This is a genomic window from Xanthomonas sp. DAR 80977 (genome assembly GCF_041240605.1).
GTDB classification, from domain to species: domain Bacteria; phylum Pseudomonadota; class Gammaproteobacteria; order Xanthomonadales; family Xanthomonadaceae; genus Xanthomonas_A; species Xanthomonas_A bundabergensis.
This window is the reverse complement of record NZ_CP162487.1, coordinates 671,695-692,805: the sequence shown is the minus strand read 5'-3', so window position 1 is coordinate 692,805 and position 21,111 is coordinate 671,695. Positions and strand designations below refer to the sequence as shown.

At 72.1% G+C, this 21,111-nt stretch carries 20 protein-coding genes and 1 pseudogene; 7 read left to right on the top strand and 14 right to left on the bottom strand.

The features are described from left to right. The first annotated feature begins 176 nt into the window (after positions 1–176). The 3 genes from AB3X10_RS03085 (at position 177) to AB3X10_RS03075 (ending at position 2,178) form a co-directional block, all read left to right on the top strand. Positions 177–737: a Sua5/YciO/YrdC/YwlC family protein gene (locus AB3X10_RS03085; RefSeq protein WP_369978976.1), complete on the top strand. Its 561-nt coding sequence runs from the start codon at positions 177–179 to the stop codon at positions 735–737. Between the two features lie 65 nt (positions 738–802). Continuing rightward, positions 803–1,510, top strand: a complete 708-nt coding sequence (locus AB3X10_RS03080) for a DUF4124 domain-containing protein (RefSeq protein ID WP_369978974.1) — start codon at positions 803–805, stop codon at positions 1,508–1,510. Beyond that, positions 1,510–2,178 (top strand): DUF4124 domain-containing protein, encoded by a 669-nt coding sequence (locus AB3X10_RS03075; RefSeq protein WP_369978972.1) that lies wholly within the window; start codon positions 1,510–1,512, stop codon positions 2,176–2,178. The genes AB3X10_RS03080 and AB3X10_RS03075 overlap by 1 nt, the downstream gene beginning before the upstream one ends. Before the next feature lie 171 nt (positions 2,179–2,349). Here AB3X10_RS03075 and AB3X10_RS03070 read toward each other — a convergent pair whose 3' ends face one another. Continuing rightward, positions 2,350–3,123, bottom strand: a complete 774-nt coding sequence (locus tag AB3X10_RS03070) for an SDR family oxidoreductase (protein WP_369978970.1) — start codon at positions 3,121–3,123, stop codon at positions 2,350–2,352. Between the two features lie 63 nt (positions 3,124–3,186). On the opposite strand from AB3X10_RS03070, the gene AB3X10_RS03065 reads away from it, so the two are divergent. Further along, the gene (locus tag AB3X10_RS03065; protein WP_369978969.1) at positions 3,187–3,414 is read left to right on the top strand and encodes a hypothetical protein; all 228 of its coding nucleotides are present in this window, start codon (positions 3,187–3,189) and stop codon (positions 3,412–3,414) included. Positions 3,415–3,493: 79 nt separating this feature from the next. On the opposite strand, the gene sppA is transcribed toward AB3X10_RS03065, so the two are convergent. The 3 genes and pseudogenes from sppA to AB3X10_RS03050 form a co-directional block, all read right to left on the bottom strand. After that, positions 3,494–5,392 carry a signal peptide peptidase SppA gene (sppA, locus tag AB3X10_RS03060; protein WP_369978967.1) on the bottom strand — a complete coding sequence of 633 codons (1,899 nt, stop codon included), beginning with the start codon at positions 5,390–5,392 and terminating at the stop codon, positions 3,494–3,496. Positions 5,393–5,474: 82 nt separating this feature from the next. Next, positions 5,475–6,842 carry an MATE family efflux transporter gene (locus AB3X10_RS03055; protein ID WP_369978964.1) on the bottom strand — a complete coding sequence of 456 codons (1,368 nt, stop codon included), beginning with the start codon at positions 6,840–6,842 and terminating at the stop codon, positions 5,475–5,477. A gap of 662 nt (positions 6,843–7,504) precedes the next feature. Continuing rightward, positions 7,505–8,461 (bottom strand): annotated as a pseudogene (locus AB3X10_RS03050) (hypothetical protein); the annotation flags it as partial. Between the two features lie 464 nt (positions 8,462–8,925). Between AB3X10_RS03050 and AB3X10_RS03045 the strand changes: the two are divergent. Then, entirely contained in the window at positions 8,926–11,115 is a 2,190-nt protein-coding gene (locus AB3X10_RS03045; protein WP_369978962.1) for a primosomal protein N', read from the top strand. Between the two features lie 30 nt (positions 11,116–11,145). On the opposite strand, the gene AB3X10_RS03040 is transcribed toward AB3X10_RS03045, so the two are convergent. Beyond that, positions 11,146–12,861 carry a VanW family protein gene (locus AB3X10_RS03040; RefSeq protein ID WP_369978960.1) on the bottom strand — a complete coding sequence of 572 codons (1,716 nt, stop codon included), beginning with the start codon at positions 12,859–12,861 and terminating at the stop codon, positions 11,146–11,148. Between the two features lie 199 nt (positions 12,862–13,060). Here AB3X10_RS03040 and AB3X10_RS03035 point away from each other — a divergent pair, with 199 nt between their 5' ends. Then, a complete protein-coding gene (locus AB3X10_RS03035; protein ID WP_369978958.1) occupies positions 13,061–14,368 on the top strand; it encodes an NAD(P)/FAD-dependent oxidoreductase in 1,308 nt (435 codons plus the stop codon). 55 nt (positions 14,369–14,423) lie between these two features. Next, positions 14,424–15,041, top strand: a complete 618-nt coding sequence (locus AB3X10_RS03030; RefSeq protein ID WP_369978956.1) for a trimeric intracellular cation channel family protein — start codon at positions 14,424–14,426, stop codon at positions 15,039–15,041. 130 nt (positions 15,042–15,171) lie between these two features. Here the strand turns inward: AB3X10_RS03030 and AB3X10_RS03025 are convergent, their stop codons facing one another. From AB3X10_RS03025 to ftsE, 9 genes are all read right to left on the bottom strand, one after another. Then, complete coding sequence (locus AB3X10_RS03025; protein ID WP_369978954.1) at positions 15,172–15,426, bottom strand: cupin domain-containing protein; 255 nt, start codon at positions 15,424–15,426, stop codon at positions 15,172–15,174. A gap of 33 nt (positions 15,427–15,459) precedes the next feature. After that, positions 15,460–15,777 (bottom strand): helix-turn-helix domain-containing protein, encoded by a 318-nt coding sequence (locus AB3X10_RS03020; RefSeq protein ID WP_369978952.1) that lies wholly within the window; start codon positions 15,775–15,777, stop codon positions 15,460–15,462. A 21-nt stretch (positions 15,778–15,798) separates the two neighbouring features. Further along, positions 15,799–16,008 (bottom strand): hypothetical protein, encoded by a 210-nt coding sequence (locus AB3X10_RS03015; RefSeq protein ID WP_369978950.1) that lies wholly within the window; start codon positions 16,006–16,008, stop codon positions 15,799–15,801. A 157-nt stretch (positions 16,009–16,165) separates the two neighbouring features. Next, complete coding sequence (locus AB3X10_RS03010) at positions 16,166–16,681, bottom strand: hypothetical protein (RefSeq protein ID WP_369978948.1); 516 nt, start codon at positions 16,679–16,681, stop codon at positions 16,166–16,168. A 99-nt stretch (positions 16,682–16,780) separates the two neighbouring features. Beyond that, a complete protein-coding gene (gene rpoH, locus AB3X10_RS03005; protein ID WP_003469114.1) occupies positions 16,781–17,659 on the bottom strand; it encodes an RNA polymerase sigma factor RpoH in 879 nt (292 codons plus the stop codon). Positions 17,660–17,879: 220 nt separating this feature from the next. Further along, entirely contained in the window at positions 17,880–18,608 is a 729-nt protein-coding gene (ung, locus tag AB3X10_RS03000) for a uracil-DNA glycosylase (protein ID WP_369978946.1), read from the bottom strand. A gap of 22 nt (positions 18,609–18,630) precedes the next feature. Continuing rightward, the gene (locus AB3X10_RS02995; RefSeq protein WP_369978944.1) at positions 18,631–19,473 is read right to left on the bottom strand and encodes a response regulator; all 843 of its coding nucleotides are present in this window, start codon (positions 19,471–19,473) and stop codon (positions 18,631–18,633) included. Between the two features lie 7 nt (positions 19,474–19,480). Further along, on the bottom strand, positions 19,481–20,425 hold the full coding sequence (ftsX, locus tag AB3X10_RS02990; RefSeq protein WP_369978942.1) for a permease-like cell division protein FtsX: 945 nt from the start codon (positions 20,423–20,425) through the stop codon (positions 19,481–19,483). Continuing rightward, positions 20,422–21,108, bottom strand: coding sequence for a cell division ATP-binding protein FtsE (ftsE, locus tag AB3X10_RS02985; protein ID WP_145703370.1), 687 nt, complete (start codon positions 21,106–21,108; stop codon positions 20,422–20,424). The genes ftsX and ftsE overlap by 4 nt, the downstream gene beginning before the upstream one ends. Between the last annotated feature and the right edge of the window lie 3 nt (positions 21,109–21,111).

Sequence of the window (21,111 nt, the reverse complement as noted above, 5' to 3'; positions counted from 1 at the left end):
GAGATGGCCGCAGCCTGCCCACCAAGCCCGCCCTCGCGCCGCCCGCGCCGCCCGCAAGCGATCGAACCCGGAACCGCAGGAAGGCGCGCTTCGCTCTTGCCAATCCCGAATCCCGAATCCCCACTCCCAGCCCCCCGCCATTGCCGCAAAGCGACGGCCTGCCGCATCATGCGCGGATGACCGACCTGTCGCTCAACCAAGCCGTCGCCGCCCTGCAGCAGGGCGGCGTCATCGCCTACCCGACCGAGGCGGTCTGGGGCCTGGGCTGCGATCCGCACGACGAGGCGGCGGTGACCCGGTTGTTGCGGATCAAGCAGCGGCCGGTGGAAAAAGGCCTGATCGTGGTCGCCGCCGAACTGGAGCCGCTGCGCCCGCTGCTCGAGCTGTCGGCGCTGCCGCCGGCACGCCTGGCCGCCGTGCTGGCCAGCTGGCCCGGGGCGCATACCTGGGTGCTGCCGGCCGCGGCGCAGGCACCGCCCTGGATCACCGGCGCGCACCGCAGCATCGCGGTGCGGATCAGCGCGCATCCGCAGGTGGCCGCCCTGTGCCGCGCCTGGGGCGGCGCGCTGGTGTCGACCAGCGCCAACCGCGGCGGCGAGCCGCCGGCGCGGCAGCGCGGCGAACTGGACCCGCAACTGCTGGCCCTGCTCGACGGCGTGGTCGATGGGCAGACCGGCGGCCTGGCCCAGCCCACCCCGATCCGCGACGCGGTCAGCGGCGAGGTCCTGCGCGCCTGAGCGCGTTGCCGATCCCTGCCCGGCCCCGGCTTTTCATGGCCGGCGAAGGCGCGCAAGATGCGCGCATGACCGTCCTCGTCCACCCGGCCCTGCTCCTGTTCGCGCTGCTGCCGCTGGCCGGCGCCGCCTGGGCGCAGAGCACGCAGAGCGTCAGCAGCGACGGCGCGCAGGGGTCGGTGCGCATCTACCGCTGCATCGGCCACTCCGGCACGGTCAGCCTGCAGAACGCGCCCTGCGAGAACGCACGCCAGCAGCAGGTGCTGGACATGCAGCGCCCGCGCGATCCGCCGCCGCGCCCGACCACCACGCTCAGCACCGACCCGGCGCGCGCCGCGGCCTCGCCGGCGCCGCTGCCGCAGCGCGAGATCCGCATCGTCAGCGTGCAGCCGCCGCAGCCGATGTACGAATGCGTCACCAGCGAGGGCCAGCGCTATACCAGCGACGACAACGAAGGCAATCCGCGCTGGGTGCCGCTGTGGACCATCGGCTATGCCGGCGGCTACGGCGACGGCTATCGCCACGGCAATGGGGGCGGCCGCCCGCGTCCGCCGCCGGTGTATCCCGGCGTCGGCGTGGTGGTCCCGGCCGGCAGCACCCTGATCCGCGACACCTGCAACGCCCTGCCGCCGCAGGAAGTGTGCGCACGCCTGACCGACCGCCGCTGGGAACTGATCCGCCGCTACAACAGCGCGCTGCAGGGCGAGCGCCGCGCGCTGGAGACCGAACAGCGCGGCATCGACGCGCGCCTGGACCGCGATTGCGGCGGCAGCTGATGCGCCGCGGCGCCTGCCTGGCGGCGCTGCTGGCCTGCGCCGGCGCCGCGCGGGCCGAGGACGTGGTGTTCTATCGCTGCACCGACGCGCACGACCATCTGACCGTGCAGAACCAGCCGTGTCCCAAGGGCATGCGCCAGGAAAAGAAGGTCATGCAGGGCGTCGGACGCGCGCCCGCGCAGATGCCGGGTGTCGTGCCGGCTGCCCCAGCCATCCCAGCCGCGCCTGCGCCGCCGACAGCGCCTGCCCCCGTACCCGTACCCGCCCCTGCGCCCGTCGCCACCGCGCCCGATCCGCCGCCGGCACCGGTGGAGACCACGCCGCGCCTGCCGCCGCCCACGCTGTATGCCTGCACCACCTACGAGCAGCAACGCTACGTCGGCGAAGTCGCCGAGCCCGCGCCGCGCTGCGTTCCCTTGCGCACCATGGGCCTGGACGGCAGCCCCGACAAGACCGGCGGCAGCGCCTGCGAAGTGCTGCGCGACCGCTGCGACGCGCTGCCCGAGGCCGGCGCCTGCGACGCGTGGAAGAGCTACGTGGCCGAAGCCGAGACGCACTGGCGCTTCGCCGTGCCCGAGCACGCGGAGCAATTGCGGCAGGAATTCCTGCGCCGCCAGCAGGTGCTCGAGGCGAGCAGCTGCGGCGCGCCGGACCAGAAGGTGCCTTGACGCATTTTCGATTTCGATCCTGACGATGCCACCTGTAGGAGCGGCTTCAGCCGCGACCGGGCGTTACCAGGAAAGCCCCGGTCGCGGCTGAAGCCGCTCGTACAGGGTTTGCGGTGCGCGGCCAGGACCAGGTGAGGCGCGCCTGCAGCAACGAGCAGGCAAGAAAGCGCGCTAGAACCCGTAACGCAGAAACCCGCCATCCACCGCGATGCATTCGCCGGTGATGTAGCTGGCCGCCGGCAGGCACAGGAAGCCGACCGCGGCCGCCACTTCCTCCGGCTCGCCGATCCGGCGCATCGGCGTGCGCTCGATCACCTGCTCGTAGTAGTCCGGGTCCGACAACGGTCCCGAGGTGCGGCGGGTGCGGATGTACCACGGCGCCACCGCATTGACCCGGATGCCGTCCTCGGCCCATTCGGCGGCGAGGTTGCGGGTCAGCTGGTGTAGCGCGGCCTTGGTCATGCCGTACGGCGCGCCGCTGCGCACGTGGGTCAACCCGGACACGCTGCCGACGTTGACGATCGCCGAGGCCGCGTGCTGCGCCAGCAGCGGGTGCGCATAGCGCGACAGTTCGAACGCCGAGAACAGGTTGGTCTCGAAGATGCCGCGCCACTCGTCCTCGGTATAGTCCACCGCGGCCTTGCTGACGTTGCCGCCGGCGTTGTTGATCAGCAGGTGCAGGCCGTCGGCGTGGTCCTCGACCCAATCCAGGATCTCGCGCCGGTCCTCGTCGTCGGCCACGTCGGCGGCGAGCGCCAGGATGCGGCGCTCCGGGTAGGCGTCGGCCAGTTCGTCGCGCGCCGTTTCCAGCGCATCGATGTCGCGCGCCACCAGCAGCAGCTCGGCGCCGAAGCCGAGCAACTCGCGCGCGATCGCCAGGCCGATGCCGGCGCTGGCGCCGGTGATCAATGCGGTCTGTCCGTCCAGCCGCCAACGTTGCTGCATCGCCTTGCCTGTCTGCACCGGGGTGGGCGTAGGATAACGCCCACGCTCAACGAGGTCGCTGCCATGCCGGGTTCACTGCGCTTGATGACGTTGGCACTGTCGCTGCTGGCCGTGCTGGCCGCCTGCAAGCCGGCACCGCCGAAACCGCCGGACACACCGCCCGAACCGCAGGCCGGCGCGCTGCGCGCGGCGATCGCGCAACCGCTGGATCGCGCCAAGCAGGCGCAGGCCGACACCGAGCAGGCCGCGGCCGCACAGAAGGCGGCGATCGACACCGCCACCGGGCAATGAAAAACGCCGGCATCGGCCGGCGTTTTTCCTGGTTGCTTGCAGCGCGCCCGCCGGGTGGCGGACGCGCCTCGGGCCTGCGTCAGAAGCCGCAGAAGCAGTAGGCCAGCGCCTTGACCGGCGTGCCGTCGCGCTTGTCGGTCGCGTCCTTCACGAAGCGCAGCTGGGTATCCAGCTCCGGCATGCTGCGCGCCAGCAGCGCGTGCGCCAGCGCCGAGTCGCCCAGCATCCACGCGCCCATGCGGCTGCCGGCGAAGCCGCCGAGGAACTGCGCGAACGGCGTGGCCGGCTTCTCGATGTAGCGCACGCGGTACTTGTCGCGATCGCCGAGCTTGGCCCGCGCGGCGGCATCGGCCACCGCGTCCTTGAAGCCGCCGAACGCGTCCACCAGGCCGCGTTCCTTGGCCTGCGCACCGCTCCACACGCGGCCGCGCGCGACCTGGTCGATCGCCTCCACCGGCTTGCCGCGCGCCTGCGCGACCTTGCCGGTGAAATCGGCGTAGCCCTTGTTGATCACCGACTGGATCACCTGCCCCACCACCGGGTCCATCGGCCGGGTGACGTCGAACGCGCCGGCGAACCGGGTGGTGCCGACGCCGTCGGTATGCACGCCGATCTTGTCCAGGCTGCGGGTCAGGTTGGGGATCATGCCGAAGATGCCGATCGAGCCGGTGATCGTCGACGGATCGGCGTAGATGCGATCGGCGTTCATGCTGATCCAGTAGCCGCCGGACGCGGCCAGGTCGCCCATCGACACCACCACCGGCTTGCCGGCCGCCTTCAGCGCCACCACCTCGCGGCGGATCTGCTCGGAGGCGAACACTTCGCCGCCCGGCGAGTCCACGCGCAGCACCACCGCCTTGACCGCCTCGTCGTCGCGCGCCTCGCGCAGCAGCGCCGCGGTCGACTCGCCGCCGATGCGCCCGGCCGGCTGCTCGCCGCCGCTGATCTCGCCCGCGGCGACCACCACCGCCACCTGCGGCCGCGAATCCACCGGCGACCGGCGCAGGTCCAGCTGCTGCAGGTAGGCGTCCAGGTTGACGTTGCGGAAACCGCTGTCGGCATCGTCGTCGGCCACGCCGCGCTTGGTCAGCAGTTCCTCGACCTCCTCGCGGGTCTTCAGGCCGTCGACCAGCTTCTGCTGCAGCGCGAACTTGGCCATGTCGCCGCCGGCCGCGGCGATGCCCTCGGGCATCGTGTCGATGCCGGCGGAGATCTGCTCGGGCGCCAGCTTGCGCGCCTTGGCGATGTCGGCCACGTAGCGCTGCCACACGTCGTTCATCCAGAACAGGTCGGCTTCCTTGGACGCCGGCGACGCCGCGTCGAGCACGTACGGCTCGGCCGCGGACTTGAACTCGCCGACCTTGAACAGGTGCACGTCCACGCCGAGCTTGTCCTGCAGGCCTTCGCGGAAGTACTGGCGATAGCGGCCCAGGCCTTCCAGCACCACCGAGCCCATCGGGTCCAGGTAGACCTCGTTGGCCTGCGCGGCCAGCAGATACTGCGCCTGGCTCAGGCTGTCGCTGTAGGCCACGACCTGCTTGCCGGACGAGCGCAGGTCCTGCAGCGCCGCGACCACTTCGCGCATCGAGGCGAAGCCGCTGGGCTGCAGCTTGTCCAGCCGCAGAGCCACGCGCTCGATCTTCGGATCGGTCTTGGCCGCTTCCAGCGCGCGGATCAGGTCGCGCAGCTGGATCTCCTCGGCGCCCTTGTCGCCCATCGCCTTGGTCAGCGCGCGGCTGACCGGGTCGGCGCTGAACTGCTCGACCAGGGTGCCCTCCGGCGCGATCAGCAGCGTGGTGCGGTCGCGCAGCGTCTTGGCGCCGTCGCCGCGCGCCATCGCGAACACGATCGCCAGCAGGACCAGCAACAGGAAGCCGAAGAACACCAGGTTCAGGATCAGCCGGCGGGTGAAGTTCATCACATCCCATAGGCCAACGAAGAAGCTGGCGATGGGGCTGCGACGCACGGGTTGGTTCATGGAAAACTCCGGAAGGAAGGCGTCTTGCGCGCGTGCAGCATACCGGCTGCGCCGGCGCCGCACATGCGCCTGAAGTCAGGGGTCAGGCGGACGCGGCGGCGAGCAGGCGCCCGCTGCTGAGGCGGAAGCGCGCGGCCATCATCACCGCGGCCGCGGTCAGGCCCAGGATCAGCCCGATCCACATGCCCTGCGGCCCCCAGCCCAGCCACAGGCCGAGCCCGGCGCCCAGCGGCATGCCCAGGCCCCAGTAGGAACACAGGGCAAGCAGCATCGGCACGCGGGTGTCCTTGAGCCCGCGCAGCGCGCCGGCCGACAGCACCTGCACCCCGTCCGGGAACTGGAACGCGGCCGCGTACAGCAGCAGCGTGGAGGCCAGCCCGGCCACCGCGATGTCGCGGGTGTAGACGCCGACGATGGCGTCGTGGCCGAACAGCAGCACCAGCGCCGACAGCGCCTGGGTGCCGAGCACGATCGTGTAGCCGGCCCAGGCCGCGCCGCGCACCCCGACCGCATCGCCGGCGCCGGCAGCGCGCCCGACCCGCACCGTGGTCGCCTCGGCCACGCCCATCGGCACCATGAAGCACAGCTGCGCCACGTTGATCGCGATCTGGTGCGCGGCCGCCGGCACTTCGCCCAGCCGCGCGATCAGCAGCGCGGTGACGATGAACAGCCCGCCTTCCATCAGGATGGTGATGCCGATCGGCAGCCCGGTCCTGAGCAGCCCGCCGATCGCGCGCAGGTCCGGCGCCTCGAAGCGGGCGAACAGGCGCAGCGGCGCGAAGCGCCTGGAGCGCGCCAGGTAGATCGCGAAACACAGCGCCTGCAGCCACATCATGATCGCCGAGGCCATGCCCAGCCCACCGGCGCCGCGCTCGCGCAGCCCGAACAGGCCGAAGGTCAGCACATAGCCCAGCGGCGCCAGCACCAGCAGCCCGCCGAAGCCGAGCAGCATGGTCGGCAGCGTCCAGTGCATGCCCTCGCTGAGATAGCGCATGCAGAAGTACAGCACCATGGCCGGTACGCCCCAGCGGATCGCATGCAGGAAATCGCGCGCGCCGGGCACGATCTCCGCGGCGATGCCCAGTTGCGGCAGCGCCATCGGCATCACGCTCAGGAACGCGAACATCAGCGCGCCCAGGCCCAGCGACAGCCACAGCGCCTGGCGGAACATCGGCCCGATCAGCGCATGGCGCTTGCCGCCGTCGAGCTGCGACACCGACGCGGTCAACGCGATCAGGGTGCCGATCGGGATCATCATCGGCAGCCACAGCAGCGCGGTGCCGACCGTCACCGAGGCCAGCGTGCGGGTGCCGTGGTGCCCGGCGATCACGTTGTCGACGAAGCTGATCAGGCCGGCGGAGATGTGCCCCAGGACCAGCGGCAGGGCGAGCTGCGCGGTGGTGCGCAGTTCGCGGCCCCGGACCGACGCCGGGGGGGAAGACGAAGACATTGCAAGACTCTGGCGATCCCGCCGACTGCGGCCGCGCGGGAAGCGCCGGCGCCGGGTGGCGGAGGGGCCGCAGTTTACCCTGTGCGGGGGATTTTTCGGGACTCGGGACTCGGGACTCGGGACTCGGGACTCGGAGAGCGGAGAACGGAGAGCGGAGAGCGGAGAGCGGAGAGCGGCGGATGCTGCGCTCAGCGCGCGGCGCGCTGGCGCAGCCAGGCCGCGCGCGTGTCCGCGCCCTGCGCCAGCAGTTCGCGGCGCAGCGCCGCGCGCTCCTGCGGCGGGGTGCGCTGCGACAACAGCGCCAGGTGCTCGCGTTGCTCGGCCGGCAGCGTGCGCAGCAGGCCCAGCAGCGCCGCACGCTGCGCGTCGGGCACGTAGCCGAACAGCGGCTGCAGCGCCCAGTATTCGCTGCCCAGTTCCGGGCCCAGCAACCAGCCGTGGCGTTCCAGCGCATCCAGCGCCGCGAATTGCGCGCGCAGCGTGTGCTGCTGCTCCACCGGCAGGCCGGCGAAGGCGCTGGCGACCTGGCGCAGGCGCGCCTGCACCGCCGCGTCCAGCGCATCCCAGGCGGCCTGGCGCGCGCGCAACTGTGCCGGGGTCAGCGCCGGCGGCGTGTCGCCCGCGGTGGACGCTGCCGGCGCCGCGGCGAGGCCGCTGGCCGGCGGCGCCGCCGCGGCTTCGGCCGCCTCCTCCGCGCTCGGGGCGCTGCGCTCGATCCGCGCCGGCGGCGCGCCCGCCGCGTACCAGGCGAAGAAGTCCAGGTCGTAGACCGCCGGTTCCGGCAGCGGTACCGGCGCGGCGGCCGGAACCGGCGGCGCGGTGGACGCATCCGACTCGGCCGGCAGTTCCTCCACCTGCACCGGCCCGGTATCGCCCAGCGCCAGGCCCGAACCGGCGCCCGCCGCGGCGGGCCGCGACGGCGCCCGCCCCCACCACACGGTGCCGAGCAGGGCCAGGACCACGACCACGCTGACCGCCGCCGCCAGCCGCGCGCGGGTCAGGCCGCGCCCGCCGCGGCGGCGCGGGCGCATCGCCGCCGGTGCCGCCGGCGCCGACGTGGGCGCCGTGCCGGCGATGGCGGCGTCGCGCAGCTGGGCCAGCGCCTGCAGCCGCGCCGGCGGCAGTTCGCGCAGATGCTGCTGCGCGGCGTCGGCCAGCGCCCGCCAGCCGGCCGCATCCGGGCGCCCGCCGGCATCGCGCGGGCAGGCCCGCGCCAGCGCCTGCTGGTAGTCCTGGGTGGATTGGTTCAGCACCTGCGCCGCGGTCGGCTCGTCCAGCCCGGCCACGATCCGCAGCAGCAGCGCCAGGCGGTCGGCCGCCTCCACCTCGCCCAGGTGCGCCAGCGGCGCCGGCCAGCCGCTGCCGGCCGCGGTCGCGACCTGGCGCAGCGACGGCACCGCGGCGAGCAGCTTCCAGAAGCGCAGCGGCCAGTCGGCCATCGGCAGGGTCGCGGCATGGCTGCGGAACGCGCGCATCGCCGCGGCCAGCGCCGGCACGCCGCGCTCGACGCTGCCGCTCTGCAGCTCGGCCAGCACCGCGGCGCGGCGTTCGATGCCGCGCAGGAAGGCGGCCAGGGCAGGCGGTGCGGCCGCGCCGTCGGAGGGGGGCGCGGCGGTCATCGGAACTCCATCATCGGCGCGATGATAGCGAGGCCGCCGCCGCGCCGCGCGCTTGACAAGCGCGCGCCGATCGGCTGCTTCAGGCGCCAGCGGGGCGCGCCGCGGCGGCGGGTTGTGCACAGCGCCCGGGGGACGCCGCCGGCGCCACCTGTCAAGCCCCCGGAAAATCACATTGCAGCCATGTTTCACGGCTAAGTTGTTGTTATTTATTGAAATTATTCGATTGGCGCTTTTTTGTCCAACTTGTGGCAGACGCTTGTGAATCCGTCTTCACGGCGTGGAGCATCCCCTTCATGCACAGCTTTATCCACAGCAGGTGTGGATAAATTCGATTCTCCAAGCGCGGCAGCTATTTACGACCTGTTTATCACTTTGCGAGCAGCTATCGCGTGCAACTCGCGCTGCCGCCGGCGGCCGATCGCCCAGCCGCTGGCGCCGGCGCGGCGGCCGCTAGACTAGTGCCGATGCCGTCCCCTGCCGCCACCCTCCGCGTCGCCCTGCCGCTGCCGCTGCCGCAGCTGTTCGACTACCTGCCGCCGCCCGGCAGTGCCGCCGCCGCCGGCGACATCGGCCGCCGCCTGCGGGTGCCGTTCGGCAACCGCGAACTGAGCGGGGTGGTCGCCGCGCTCGGCCAGCTCGAGGACAGCGACGGCCTGCGCGAGGCGCTGGCCTGGCTGGACCCGGTGCCGCTGCTGCATGGCGAACTGGCCGACTCGCTGCACTGGCTGGCGCGCTACAGCCATGCGCCGCTGGGCGAGGTGCTGGCGACCGCGCTGCCGGTGACCCTGCGCCGCGGCGAGGCGCTGCCCGACACCCATGCCTGGGCCTGGCGCCTGACCGAGGCCGGCGCCAGCCATCGCGCCCGCCCCGGCACCCGCCCGCACCGCTTCGCCGCGCTGCTGGCGGACGGCCCCGTGGACGAGGACCGGCTCGACCAGGCGATGGACGACTGGCGCAGCGCCGCGCGCAGCCTGGCCAAGCGCGACTACGCCGAACGCATCGCGGTCCCGGCCAGCAACGCCGCGCCGCAGCCGCAGCCCGGCCCCACCCCGAACCCGGAACAGCAGGCCGCGATCGACGCCGTCGTCGCCGCGCCCGGCTTCGCCCCGTTCCTGCTCGACGGGGTCACCGGCAGCGGCAAGACCGAGGTCTACCTGCAGGCCATCGCCGCCTGCCTGGCGCGCGGCCGCCAGGCGCTGGTGCTGGTGCCGGAGATCGGCCTGACCCCGCAGACCCTGGCGCGGTTCCGCGCGCGCCTGGGCGTGCCGGTGCACGCGCTGCATTCCGGCCTCACCGACAACGAACGCGCGCGGGTCTGGGCCGCGGCCTGGCGCGGCGAGGCGCGGGTGGTGGTCGGCACCCGTTCGGCGGTGTTCGTGCCGCTGCCGCAGGCCGGGCTGATCGTGGTCGACGAGGAGCACGACGGCAGCTACAAGCAGCAGGACGGGATCCGCTACCACGCCCGCGACTTCGCCCTGGTGCGCGGCAAGGCGCTGGACGTGCCGGTGCTGCTGGGCAGCGCCACGCCCTCGCTGGAAAGCCTGCACAACGCCGCCGGCGGCCGCTACGCGCACCTGCGCCTGACCCGCCGCGCCGGCGACGCGCGGCCGCCGACCGTGCGCGTGCTCGACGTGCGCAAGCGGCCGCTGCAGGACGGCCTGTCGCCGGAGGTGCTGGCCGGCATCGGCAGCGCGCTGGCCGACGGCGGCCAGGTGCTGGTGTTCAAGAACCGCCGCGGCTACGCGCCGGTGCTGCTGTGCCACGACTGCGGCTGGACCGCGCCGTGCCAGCGCTGCAGCACGCCGCTGCACGCCACGCCGATGACCGTGCATGCCGGCGGCCGGCGCCTGCAATGCCACCATTGCGGCGCGCGGCAGCCGGCGCCGCTGGCCTGCCCGGACTGCGGCAGCCTGGCGCTGCAGCCGCAGGGCATCGGCACCGAGCGCCTGGAAGAGCGCCTGCTGCAGGCCTTCCCCGACGTGCCGGTGCTGCGCATCGACCGCGGCACCACCCAGCGCCGCGACGCGCTGGAGACGCAGCTGGCCACGCTCGGCACCGCGCCGGGGATCCTGGTCGGCACGCAGATCCTGGCCAAGGGCCACGACCTGCCGCAGCTGACCCGGGTGGTGGTGGTGGGCATCGACGAAGGCCTGTTCTCGGCCGACTTCCGCGCCAGCGAGAAACTGGCGCAGCAGCTGATCCAGGTCGCCGGCCGCGCCGGCCGCGCCGCGCGGCCGGGCGAGGTCTGGCTGCAGACCCACCATCCCGGCCACGCGCTGCTGGAGACCCTGGTGCACGGCGGCTACCACGCCTTCGCCGCGGCCGAACTGGCGCAGCGCGAGGCGGCTGGCTTCCCGCCGTTCGCGCACCTGGCGCTGCTGCGCGCCGAGGCCAAGCAGGTCGAACACGCCAACGCCTTCCTCGCCGCGGTGCGCGCCTCGTTGCCGGAGCAGGTCGAGGTGCAACGCTTCGGGCCGATGCCGGCGCCGATGCCGCGCCGCGCCGGTTTCCAGCGCACCCAGTTGCTGCTGTCGGCGTCGACCCGGCGCGCGCTGCATGCGGTGCTGGACGCGGCGGTGCCGGCGATCCATGCGCTGCCGCAGGCGCGGCGGGTGCGCTGGTCGCTGGACGTGGATCCGCAGGACCTGTACTGAGCGCGGCCGCCTGCGCGGCGGCGCCAGCGCTCAACTGCGTGCGGCCAGCGCCTGCAGCAACCGCGCGCGCAAGGCGGCCGCGTCGCCGGCCTCCACGCACTGCCATGCGCACGCGCCGAGGCCGCAGGCGGCGGTGGCGATCACCGGCTTGCCCAGCGCCAACGCCATCAGCGCGCCGCGCGGTTGCTGCTCGATCCAGGCCGGCAGCACCACCACCGCGGCCGCCTGCACACCCTCCGCCATCGACGCGACCCGGCGCACGTCGAAGCCGCTCCAGAACTGCGGCGTCTCCTGCGCGCCCGGCGGCAACAGCAGTCGCACCGGCAAGCCCTGCAGCGCCTCGCGCAGTTCGAACGCGCCCTTGCGCGCCAGCGCCGACGCCGCCAGCAGGACCTGCGGCGCGCCGCGGTTGCCGCTGGATGGCGCCGGGTCGGGCAGCGGTGGCTGCCGCCATTCCAGGCCGATCCCGCGGCCGCCGGCCAGGGCCAGCAATTCGCGATGCGGGGTGATCCAGTGCCGCGCCTGCGCCAGCGCCGCGCGTTCGGCCTCGACCAGCAGCGGATCGGCGCGGAAATCGCGCAGCGTGGCGCTGTCGGGATGGCGCTGCGCGGCCGCGTCCAGGCGCGCCTGCAGCAGGTGCATCGGCAGGGCGGTCATGCACACGTCCCAGCGCCGGCCCTGCAGTTCGCCGGCCAGCCACAGGCCCGGCAACAGGCTCTGCGGCAGCACCAGCTCGACATCCGCCGCGCCGAGCCGCCGTCGCAGCGCGCGCAGGCGGATGCGCTGCGCGCGCTGCCGCAGCTGCGGCAATGGCAGCCCGCGCCACAGCCACCAGCGTTGCAGCACTGCCGCCTGCACGGCGGCGAGGCTGCTGCGGCGCAGCGCCAGCACCCGGTCGCCCGGCTGCATGCGGCGCCGGCGGTCCTCGGCGAATTCCGGCCAGTCCTCGTCCACCAGCCAGGTGCGGCGGATGCCGTGGGCGCCGGCAGGCACGTGCCGATGGCAAGCCTCGCGGCCGCAGTGCGTGCAGTCGTTGGCCGCGTTCGCCGCCGGCGTGCGCCGCAGCGGCAACAGCGGCAGCGCGGCAGTGGCCGGCGCACCGCCGAGGATGCGCACGTGCAAGGCCTCCCCGTCCAGCCACACCTCCAGGCGCCACGCCGAAGCCGCGCGCAGGCGCAGGTCCACGTAGTTCCAGAACACCACCGCATCGCGATCGCGTTCGGCCAGCGAACCGGCGATCACCTGCGTATGCCGATGCCGCTCGACGATCTCCAGGCCCTGGCGCAACGCCGCGTCGTAGATCGCATTGGACAGCTGGCACAGTCCGCCGCCGATCGACGGCACCAGGCAGCCCTCGCGCAGTTCGCGCCCGGCGGCGAAGCCGCGCCGGCGCGTGGCCCGTCCCAGCTGCCGCCAGAAACTGAAGGTCGCGCCGGCCGGCACCTCGATCCCGTGCAGCACGCGTGCGGCCACGCGCAGGTTGTGGATCTTGCCGGCGACCAGCAGCGGCGCGGTCTCCTCCGACTCGGGCCACAGCGCGGTGACCGATTCGGAGACCGCCGCCGCGGCGATCGGCAACCCCGCGTCGCGGCGATGCCGGCGCGGTCCGCCGCGCAGATCGCGCAGCGCGCGGCGCAGCTGCAGCGCGCGGGTCTTCAGCGCGAACAGCAGGCCACCCAGGCGCGACGGCGTCGCCGCGACGGGCGAAACCAGAGGCCGATCAGTTGCTGTCGCTCGCCTTACCACGCGCCCTCCGCGCATCCCTGCCTGCGCCTGCCATCGCGCTACTATAGGCGCATGCCGTTACAGCCCCCATCTGCACGGCGCCGCGACCATCGCGTGCATCACGACGCTGCACCCCGCGGCGTGCGTGCAGCGTCCGCGCCCATCGCCCGCGCCCCGATCGCCGCTTGCGCCTCGCCTTTCCGTTCCTCTGGAGTCCTGCATGGCTAACCCACCCGTGCCGCACCTGATCGTGGTCGGCGGCGGTTTCGCCGGGCTGTGGGCCACGCGTGCGCTGGCCAGGGCGCCGCTGCGCATCACCCTGATCGACCGCCGCAACCACCACCTGTTCCAGCCGCTGCTGTACCAGGTCGCCACCGCCGGGCTGTCGTCGCCGGACATCGCCGCGCCGCTGCGGCAGATCCTGCGCCAGCAGGACAACGTGGAAGTGCGCCTGGGCGAAGTGCTGCGCGTGGACAAGCAGGCGCGGCAGGTGCAGCTGGCCGGCGGCGAGACGCTGGACTACGACTACCTGCTGGTCGCCACCGGCGCCACCCATGCCTACTTCGGCCACGACGAATGGGCCAGGCACGCGCCCGGCCTGAAGACCCTGGACGACGCGCTGCACCTGCGCCGCCACCTGCTGCTGGCGTTCGAGCGCGCCGAAGCGGAAACCGACCCCGCCGCGCGCGCGGCCTGGCTCAGCTTCGCCATCGTCGGCGGCGGCCCGACCGGGGTGGAACTGGCCGGCACCCTGGCCGAGATCGCGCGGCATACGCTCAAGCACGAATTCCGCCGCATCGACCCGGCGCAGGCCAGGGTGCGGCTGATCGAAGCCGGCCCGCGCGTGCTGGCCTCGTTCCCGGAACGGCTCTCGGCCAAGGCGCAGAAGCAACTGGAAAAGCTCGGCGTGGAAGTGCTGACCGGCGTGCCGGTGGCGGAGATCGACGCCAGCGGCTACCGGCTGGGCAGCACCTTCGTGCCCGCGCGCACCGTGGTGTGGGCCGCCGGCGTGGCCGCATCGCCGCTGGCACGGACCCTGGAGGTGCCGCTGGACCGCAGCGGGCGCGTGCAGGTGCAACCGGACCTGAGCGTGCCCGGGCATCCGGAGGTGTTCGTCGCCGGCGACCTGGCCGCGCTGCAGCAGGCCGACGGCAAGCCGGTGCCCGGGGTGGCGCCGGCGGCCAAGCAGATGGGCCGGCACGTCGCCGAAAATCTGCTGCGACGGCTGCGCGGCGAACGCGGCGACGCGCCGTTCCGCTACGCCGACTACGGCAACCTGGCCACCATCGGGCGCATGGCCGCGATCGTGCACCTGGGCCGCCTGCAGCTGTCGGGCCTGCTGGCCTGGTGGTTCTGGCTGGCCGCGCACGTGTTCTTCCTGATCGGCTTCCGCAACCGCCTGGTGGTGCTGCTCAACTGGGCCTGGGCGTACTGGAGCTACCAGCGCGCGGCACGCATCATCCTCGGCGACGACACGCGCGCTGCCGGGCCCGCGCCGGCCGAGCCGGAGCCGCCGCCGACCGCGTGACACCCCGCGGCGGGGCTGCGATCCTAGCCGCCCTTTGCCGCTGTGCAGCGCTGTCTTGGCGACCTTCCTGTTCCTGCTCGACCTGCTCGGCACCTTCGTGTTCGCGATCAGCGGCGCCACCGTCGGCGTGCGCCACCGCCTGGACCTGTTCGGCGTGCTGGTGCTGTCGTGCGCGGCCGCGGTGTCCGGCGGCATCGCCCGCGACGTGCTGATCGGCGCCATCCCGCCGGCCGCGCTCGGCGACGCGCGCTATCTCGGCGTCGCCTGCCTGGCCGGGTTGCTGACCTTCTACAGCCACAACACGGTCGAGCGCCTGCGCAACCCGGTGCAGATCTTCGACGCGCTCGGCCTGGCGCTGTTCGCGGTATACGGCACCAGCAAGGCGCTGGCGTTCGGCCTGGGTCCGCTCAGCGCGACCCTGCTCGGCATGCTCAGCGGCATCGGCGGCGGCATCGTCCGCGACCTGCTGGTGGCGCGCACGCCGGTGGTGCTGCAGGCCGAGCTGTACGCGGTGGCGGCCTTGCTCGGCGGCGGCGTGGTCGCCGCGGCGCATGCGCTGCACCTGCCGCAGCCGTGGGGATTGGCGATCGGCGCCACGCTGTGCTTCGGCCTGCGCTTCATGGCGATCCGCTACGGCTGGCATCTGCCGGTGGCGCGCCCGCCGGAGCCGTGAACCGGTCCGGCGCAGCGCCGCCTTAGTCGGCTGCCGCTGCGGCTCGGGCAAGCCGGCTGCGGACGCGGCGCGTCGCCCTGCGCCGCCTGCAGAGTCACCCCCGGCCGATGCGCCGGGGCGCCTGCGCGCTTCAGCCGTAGTTGAGTTCGCCGGCGTAGCGCATCACCAGATACAGCACGGCCGGCGTGTCGCCGGGATTGCGGTAGGCGTGCGCCTGATCGGCGCGGAAATGGATCGCGTCGCCGGCCTGCAGCGCATGGGTCTGTCCGCCGACCTCGATCTCCACGCTGCCGGCGTTGACCACCAGGTTCTCCACGGTGCCGGCGGCATGCGCGGCCGCGCGCTCGACCGCGCCGGGCAGCAGGCGGATCTCGTAGAACTCCACCGCATGCGCGCCGAGGAACGGGAACAGCGCGCGCTAGACATAGCCGCCGTCGGCCGAGACCAGTTGTTTGGCATCGCAGGCACGCAGCACCGTCACCTGCCGCACGGGCTCGCCGTGCAGCAGTTCGGTCAGCGGCACGTCCAGCGAATCGGCGATCCGCAGCAGCAGCTTCAACGTCGGTGCGCTGCGGCCCTGCTCGATCTGCCAGAGCATCGCGCGGCTGACGCCGGACGCCTTGGCCAGCACCTCCAGCGACAGCTGCCGCTGCTTGCGCAATTGCGCCAGGCGCTGGGCGACCAGCGCGCCAAGGTCGGCCGGGTCGGCAGGACTGCCGTCATCGACCGCCGCCATGGCGCGCTCCGGCATCCGCGGTCAGCCGTGGCGCCCCGCGGCGCGCGCGTAGCGCAGGACTGCGGCGGCGGTCGGCTGGGCCGGGCGGAACACCGCCACCTGCGCCGCGCCGCTGCCCGGATGCACCCACAGGAACTCGCGGCGCCGGCTGCCCTGCCCGCAATCGCGCAAGGCCTTGCGGCGGCGGTAGTCCGCGACGTCGTGGAGGTCGGCGATGGTGTGGGTGCTCATGGGACGAACCGGCGTATCCGAAGGAGGCCTGACTGTGCCGCCGCGCGCGCCGGCACGGAAACAACCGCTGCGCATAGCCATATAACCGTGTCCAATAAAACGCACGCCCGTTCAGGATAACGGAAATTTTCCTTTAATAATCAATGCGTTGAAATGCTCATGACTTGTTGGCATGATGGTATAGCCAAAGACGATCAAGCCCCTTCCCACCCTGACCGGAGCCTGTCATGAACACCGCGATGAACATGATGCCGATGAACACCATGCCGATGCCGGGCATGTCCTCCATGCCGATGGCGACCATGATGCCGATGATGTGCCACATGGATTGCTCCATGACCGCCGACGGCATGATGTGCGTGATGAAGCCGGCCGAAGGCAGCTCGATGGAGATGCTCAAGGACTGCTGCGACATGATGATGGCGATGATGGCGTGCGGCACCCCGTGCGGCATGATGTGCGGCAACATGCCGATGATGGCCTGCTGCGGCATGCCGATGATGCCGAAGATGACCTGCACGATGGAGTCGCAGGGCATGGTCTGCATGATGATGCCGACCGGCATGATGAGCATGGACATGCTCAAGATGTGCTGCGAGAACATGAACCGCATGATGGGCTGCGGCATGCCGATGACCATGATGTGCGGCAACATGCCGATGATGGTCTGCATGCACTGACCCGTATCGCGAGCTATAAAAAACGGCCCTTTCGGGCCGTTTTTTTTACCCCACGGCCCGATCGTCCGGGCGCTTGCGGAAGGGAGCCGGCATCACGCCACGAACAACGCCTTCATCTTCTTCAGCGCGTTGGCCTCGATCTGGCGGATGCGCTCGGCCGACACGCCGTACTCGTCGGCCAGCTCCTGCAGCGTGATCTTGCTGTCCGCGTCCAGCCAGCGGCGCTTGATGATGTCGCGCGAACGCGCATCCAGCTCGGCCAGGCCTTCGCGCAGCAGCTGCAGCTGGTTGTCCTCGCTGTCGGCGCGCTCGTAGGCCTGCGAGGGGTCTTCCTCGGCGGCCATCAGGTAGGCGGCCGGCGACGGCGGCGCGTGATCGTCATCGTCGTCGGACGGCGCGTCGAAGCCGATGTCGCGACCGGACAGGCGCGACTCCATCTCCAGCACCTCGCGCTCGGACACGTTGAGGTCCTTGGCGACCGCGGTCACTTCCGCGGCGTTCATCCAGCCCAGGCGGGTCTTGGACTTGCGCAGGTTGAAGAACAGCTTGCGCTGCGCCTTGGTCGTGGCGACCTTGACGATGCGCCAGTTCTTCAGGATGTACTCGTGCATCTCGGCACGGATCCAGTGCACCGCGAAGCTGACCAGGCGCACGCCCATTTCCGGGTCGAAGCGCTTGACCGCCTTCATCAGGCCGATGTTGCCTTCCTGGATCAGGTCGCCCAGCGGCAGGCCGTAGCCGTTGTAGCCGCGGGCCACGTGGACCACGAAGCGCAGGTGGGAGTGGACCAGTTCGCGCGCCGCATCCAGGTCTTCCTGGTCGCGGTAACGCACCGCCAGCGCGCGTTCCTCTTCGGACGTCAGCACCGGGATCTGGTGCACGGCGCCGATATAGGCATCCAGCGAACCGAGCGGACTGGGGATCGGGAGATTGTTGGCCACCAGCGCGGTGGCAGGTATGGTCTGGCTCATAGGGCTCATCTTAGCAGTCAACTAACTAGACTGCTGGGTACAGTAAAAAGTTCCTGCGTTCCGTTTATGGAACATTCGAATCAGGAAACGGACTGTGACGGAAGCCACTGGAACGCTGGGAGAGGGAAGGCGGCACTGCTTGCGAGCGTCGAACCTAGCACCCGCCTTGCGAAATTTGCGTACATGCGGCGCGCGCCAGGCGCCGCCGTCGAACCACGGTTCAGCCGCCGCCCGCCGCCGCGTCCAGCACCGCCCGCGGCGGCAGGCTCCAGTCGATCGGCGCGGCGCCGCGGCGCCGCAGGTACTCGTTGGCCGCGGAGAAATGCTTGCAGCCCAGGAAGCCGCGGTGCGCCGACAGCGGCGAGGGATGCGGCGCCTTCAGCACGCGGTGGCGGCGGGTATCGATGACCTTGCCCTTGGCCTGGGCGTAGCTGCCCCACAGCAGGAACACCAGGCCTTCGCGCTCGCGGTTCAGGGTCTCCACGACGTGGTCGGTGAAGCCTTCCCAGCCCTTGCCCTGGTGCGCGCCGGCGCGGCCTTCCTCGACCGTCAGCACCGCATTGAGCAGCAGCACGCCGCGCTGCGCCCAGGGCAGCAGGCAGCCGTGGTCGGGACGGCGGATGCCCAGGTCGTCCTCGATCTCCTTGTAGATGTTCAGCAGCGACGGCGGCACCGGCACCCCGGGCAGCACCGAGAAGCACAGCCCGTGCGCCTGGCCGTAGCCGTGGTACGGATCCTGGCCGAGGATCACCACCTCGACCTTGTCGAACGGAGTCGCCTCGAACGCGGCGAAGATCTGCCGCCCGGGCGGGAAGATGCGCGCGCCGGCGGCCTTGCGCTGGCGCAGGAACGCAGACAGCTCGCGCATCTCCGGACGCAGCAGCCAGTCGCCGACCTGCGCCTTCCACGAGGGTTCCAGCTGGATCCGGGTGTCGTCTTCGTTGCTCATGCAGGGTCGGCGGGTCGATCGGTCAGAAGGTCACGGCATTGTCGTTGAGCTTGGCCAGGCGCAACTGGAACAGCACCTTGGTGACCAGCAGGCGCTCCTCGATCGGCTTCTGCACCAGGTCGTTGGCGCCGGCGCGCAGCAGCTCGGACTGGTTGTGCGGATTGCTGTCGCCGGTCATCACCAGCACCGGCATGCGCCGCTTGCCGTAGGCGAAATCGATGCGGATGCGCTGCACCACGTCGCGGCCGTTGAGCTCGCCCTTCAGGGTGACGTCGGTCAGCACCAGGTCGATGCGGCGGGTGGTGCGGCCCAGCGATTCGGCGGTGAGCAGCGCGAACGCGTCCTCGGCGGTCAGCACGTGCACCACGTGCAGTTCCTGGCGCTCGAGCATGCGCTTGGTCGCCTCGGCCACCACGCGGCTGTCCTCGACGTAGAGGATGGTGGCGCCGGCCACCGGCTGCGGCTGCACGTAGCCGCGGATGAAGGTCGCCAGCGCCTCGTGGCCCAGCGCCTTGTCGAAGTAGTCGGTGACGTATTCGGTGAAGCGGCGTTCGACCAGGTGCTGCTGGGCGTCGCCGGAGACCACGATCACCGGCACGTAGGCCTGGCCGGCGGCCTCGCGCACGCTGCGCGCCAGGGCCAGGCCATCGCCGTCGGGCAGCGCCAGCGAGGTGGTGACCAGGTTCACCGGGCCGGCCTCCAGCGCGGCGCGCGCCTCGGCGATGCTGGCGCACCCCACCACTTCCACGTCCGGCAGTTCGCGGTGCAGCACATCGGCGATCAGCTTGCGCACCAGCTTGGAGCCATCCACGACCATCACCCGCGGGGCGTCGCTGATCAGGTGCTTGAGCTCGTGCCGGGACATGCGCGCCTCAGGTGTCGGTGGGACGCGTCTGGCGCAGGAAGTGGCCGGTCACCAGCCAGGCGCCGAGCCAGCCCAGCAGCAGGGTGCCGAGCAGCACCAGCGACGCGTGCAGCGCGTCCAGCCCGTGCAGCGCGAAATGGCTGCCGTAGCTGTCGGCCAGTTCCGCCAGCGGCGGCCCCAGCGCCAGCCCGGAGGCGGCGATCAGGCCCAGCGCCAGCACCCCGGCACCGAAGCCGTACCAGGCGCCCAGGTACAGGAACGGGCGGCGGATGAAGCCGTCGCTGGCGCCGAGCAATTGCAGCACGCCGATTTCCTCGCGCCGCGACTGGATGTCCAGGCGCACGGTATTGCCGACCACCAGCGCCGCGCCGGCGCCGAGCAGCACCGACAGCACCTGCACCAGGCGTTCGCCGAAGCGCAGCCAGCCGTCCAGGCGCTTGCGCCACAGCGCGTCGTGCTGCACCAGGTCGGCCTGCGGCAGCGCGCTCAGCGAGGCCGCCAGCTGCGCGTCGTCGGCCGCGGCCGGGGTGACGATCAGCAGCGTCGGCAACGGATTGTCGTCGAGCGCGTCCAGCGCCTCGCCCAGCCCCGCGCTGTCGCGCAGTTCGGCCATGCCCTGCTCGGGCGTGCGCAGCGCCACGGCGGCGACGTCGGCGCGGCCGCGCAAGCTCGTGGCCAGCGCGTTGGCCGCGGCGGCATCGACCCCGGTCTTCAGGAACACGTTGATGTCGCGCGACTGCTGCACGCTGCCGGCGAACTGCTTGAGGTTGTCCAGCGCGATCGACAGTCCCAGCGGCAGTGCCAGGGCCAGCGCCATCACCGCCATGGTCAGCAGCGTCGCCCACGGCTTGCGCATGGCCCGGCCGAGGCTGTAGACGATGCTGTGCAGGTGATGGTCCCACCACACGCCCAGCCGCGAGGGCCCGGCGCTGCCGGCATTGCGTGCGCTCATTCGGCCAGGTCCTGTGGGGAGATGTCGTCGACCAGGCGGCCATGGTCGAGGATCAGCACGCGCTTGCGCATCTGCTTGAGCAGGGCCAGGTCGTGGCTGACCACCAGCACGCTGGTGCCGCGCGCCGGCAGTTCCGCGAACAGTTGCATGATCTCGGCGGCCAGGGTCGGGTCGAGGTTGCCGGTCGGTTCGTCGGCGACCAGCAGGCGCGGTTCGGCGACCATCGCCCGGGCGATGCCGACGCGTTGCTGCTCGCCGGCCGACAGCTGCGACGGCAGCGCCTTCTCGCGGTGGCCCAGGCCCATCCGCTCCAGCACCGAGCGCACGCGCTTGCCGATCTCGGCGCGGCGCGTGCCGCGCAGGATCAGCGGCAACGCCACGTTCTCGGCGATGCTGCGGTCCATCAGCAGGCGGTGGTCCTGGTACACGGCGCCGACCTCGCGCCGGTGCAGCGGCACGCGCCGCCCGCGCACCTTCAGCAGGTTGCGCTCGCCGAACAGCACCGCGCCGCGCGATGGACGCTCGCTGAGATGGATCAACTTGAGCAGGGTGCTCTTGCCCGCCCCCGAGTGGCCGGTGACGAACAGCATCTCGCCCTCCTCCACCTGGAAGCTGACGTCCACCAGCGCCTCGTGGCCACCGGCGTATTGTTTGCTGACATTGTCGAACCGCAGGACGCTCATCCG

Coding starts and splice junctions, on each gene's coding strand:
- AB3X10_RS03080 (WP_369978974.1), top strand. CDS start 803: ATGACCGTCCTCGTCCACCCGGCCCTGCTCCTGTTCGCGCTGCTGCCG.
- AB3X10_RS03035 (WP_369978958.1), top strand. CDS start 13,061: ATGGCTAACCCACCCGTGCCGCACCTGATCGTGGTCGGCGGCGGTTTC.
- sppA (WP_369978967.1), bottom strand. CDS start 5,392: ATGAACCAACCCGTGCGTCGCAGCCCCATCGCCAGCTTCTTCGTTGGC.
- AB3X10_RS03065 (WP_369978969.1), top strand. CDS start 3,187: ATGCCGGGTTCACTGCGCTTGATGACGTTGGCACTGTCGCTGCTGGCC.
- AB3X10_RS03055 (WP_369978964.1), bottom strand. CDS start 6,842: ATGTCTTCGTCTTCCCCCCCGGCGTCGGTCCGGGGCCGCGAACTGCGC.
- AB3X10_RS03015 (WP_369978950.1), bottom strand. CDS start 16,008: ATGAGCACCCACACCATCGCCGACCTCCACGACGTCGCGGACTACCGC.
- AB3X10_RS03075 (WP_369978972.1), top strand. CDS start 1,510: ATGCGCCGCGGCGCCTGCCTGGCGGCGCTGCTGGCCTGCGCCGGCGCC.
- rpoH (WP_003469114.1), bottom strand. CDS start 17,659: ATGAGCCAGACCATACCTGCCACCGCGCTGGTGGCCAACAATCTCCCG.
- AB3X10_RS03020 (WP_369978952.1), bottom strand. CDS start 15,777: ATGGCGGCGGTCGATGACGGCAGTCCTGCCGACCCGGCCGACCTTGGC.
- AB3X10_RS03070 (WP_369978970.1), bottom strand. CDS start 3,123: ATGCAGCAACGTTGGCGGCTGGACGGACAGACCGCATTGATCACCGGC.
- AB3X10_RS03010 (WP_369978948.1), bottom strand. CDS start 16,681: ATGCAGACCATCATCGGCATGTTGCCGCACATCATGGTCATCGGCATG.
- AB3X10_RS03085 (WP_369978976.1), top strand. CDS start 177: ATGACCGACCTGTCGCTCAACCAAGCCGTCGCCGCCCTGCAGCAGGGC.
- AB3X10_RS03045 (WP_369978962.1), top strand. CDS start 8,926: ATGCCGTCCCCTGCCGCCACCCTCCGCGTCGCCCTGCCGCTGCCGCTG.
- ftsE (WP_145703370.1), bottom strand. CDS start 21,108: ATGAGCGTCCTGCGGTTCGACAATGTCAGCAAACAATACGCCGGTGGC.
- AB3X10_RS02995 (WP_369978944.1), bottom strand. CDS start 19,473: ATGTCCCGGCACGAGCTCAAGCACCTGATCAGCGACGCCCCGCGGGTG.
- ftsX (WP_369978942.1), bottom strand. CDS start 20,425: ATGAGCGCACGCAATGCCGGCAGCGCCGGGCCCTCGCGGCTGGGCGTG.
- ung (WP_369978946.1), bottom strand. CDS start 18,608: ATGAGCAACGAAGACGACACCCGGATCCAGCTGGAACCCTCGTGGAAG.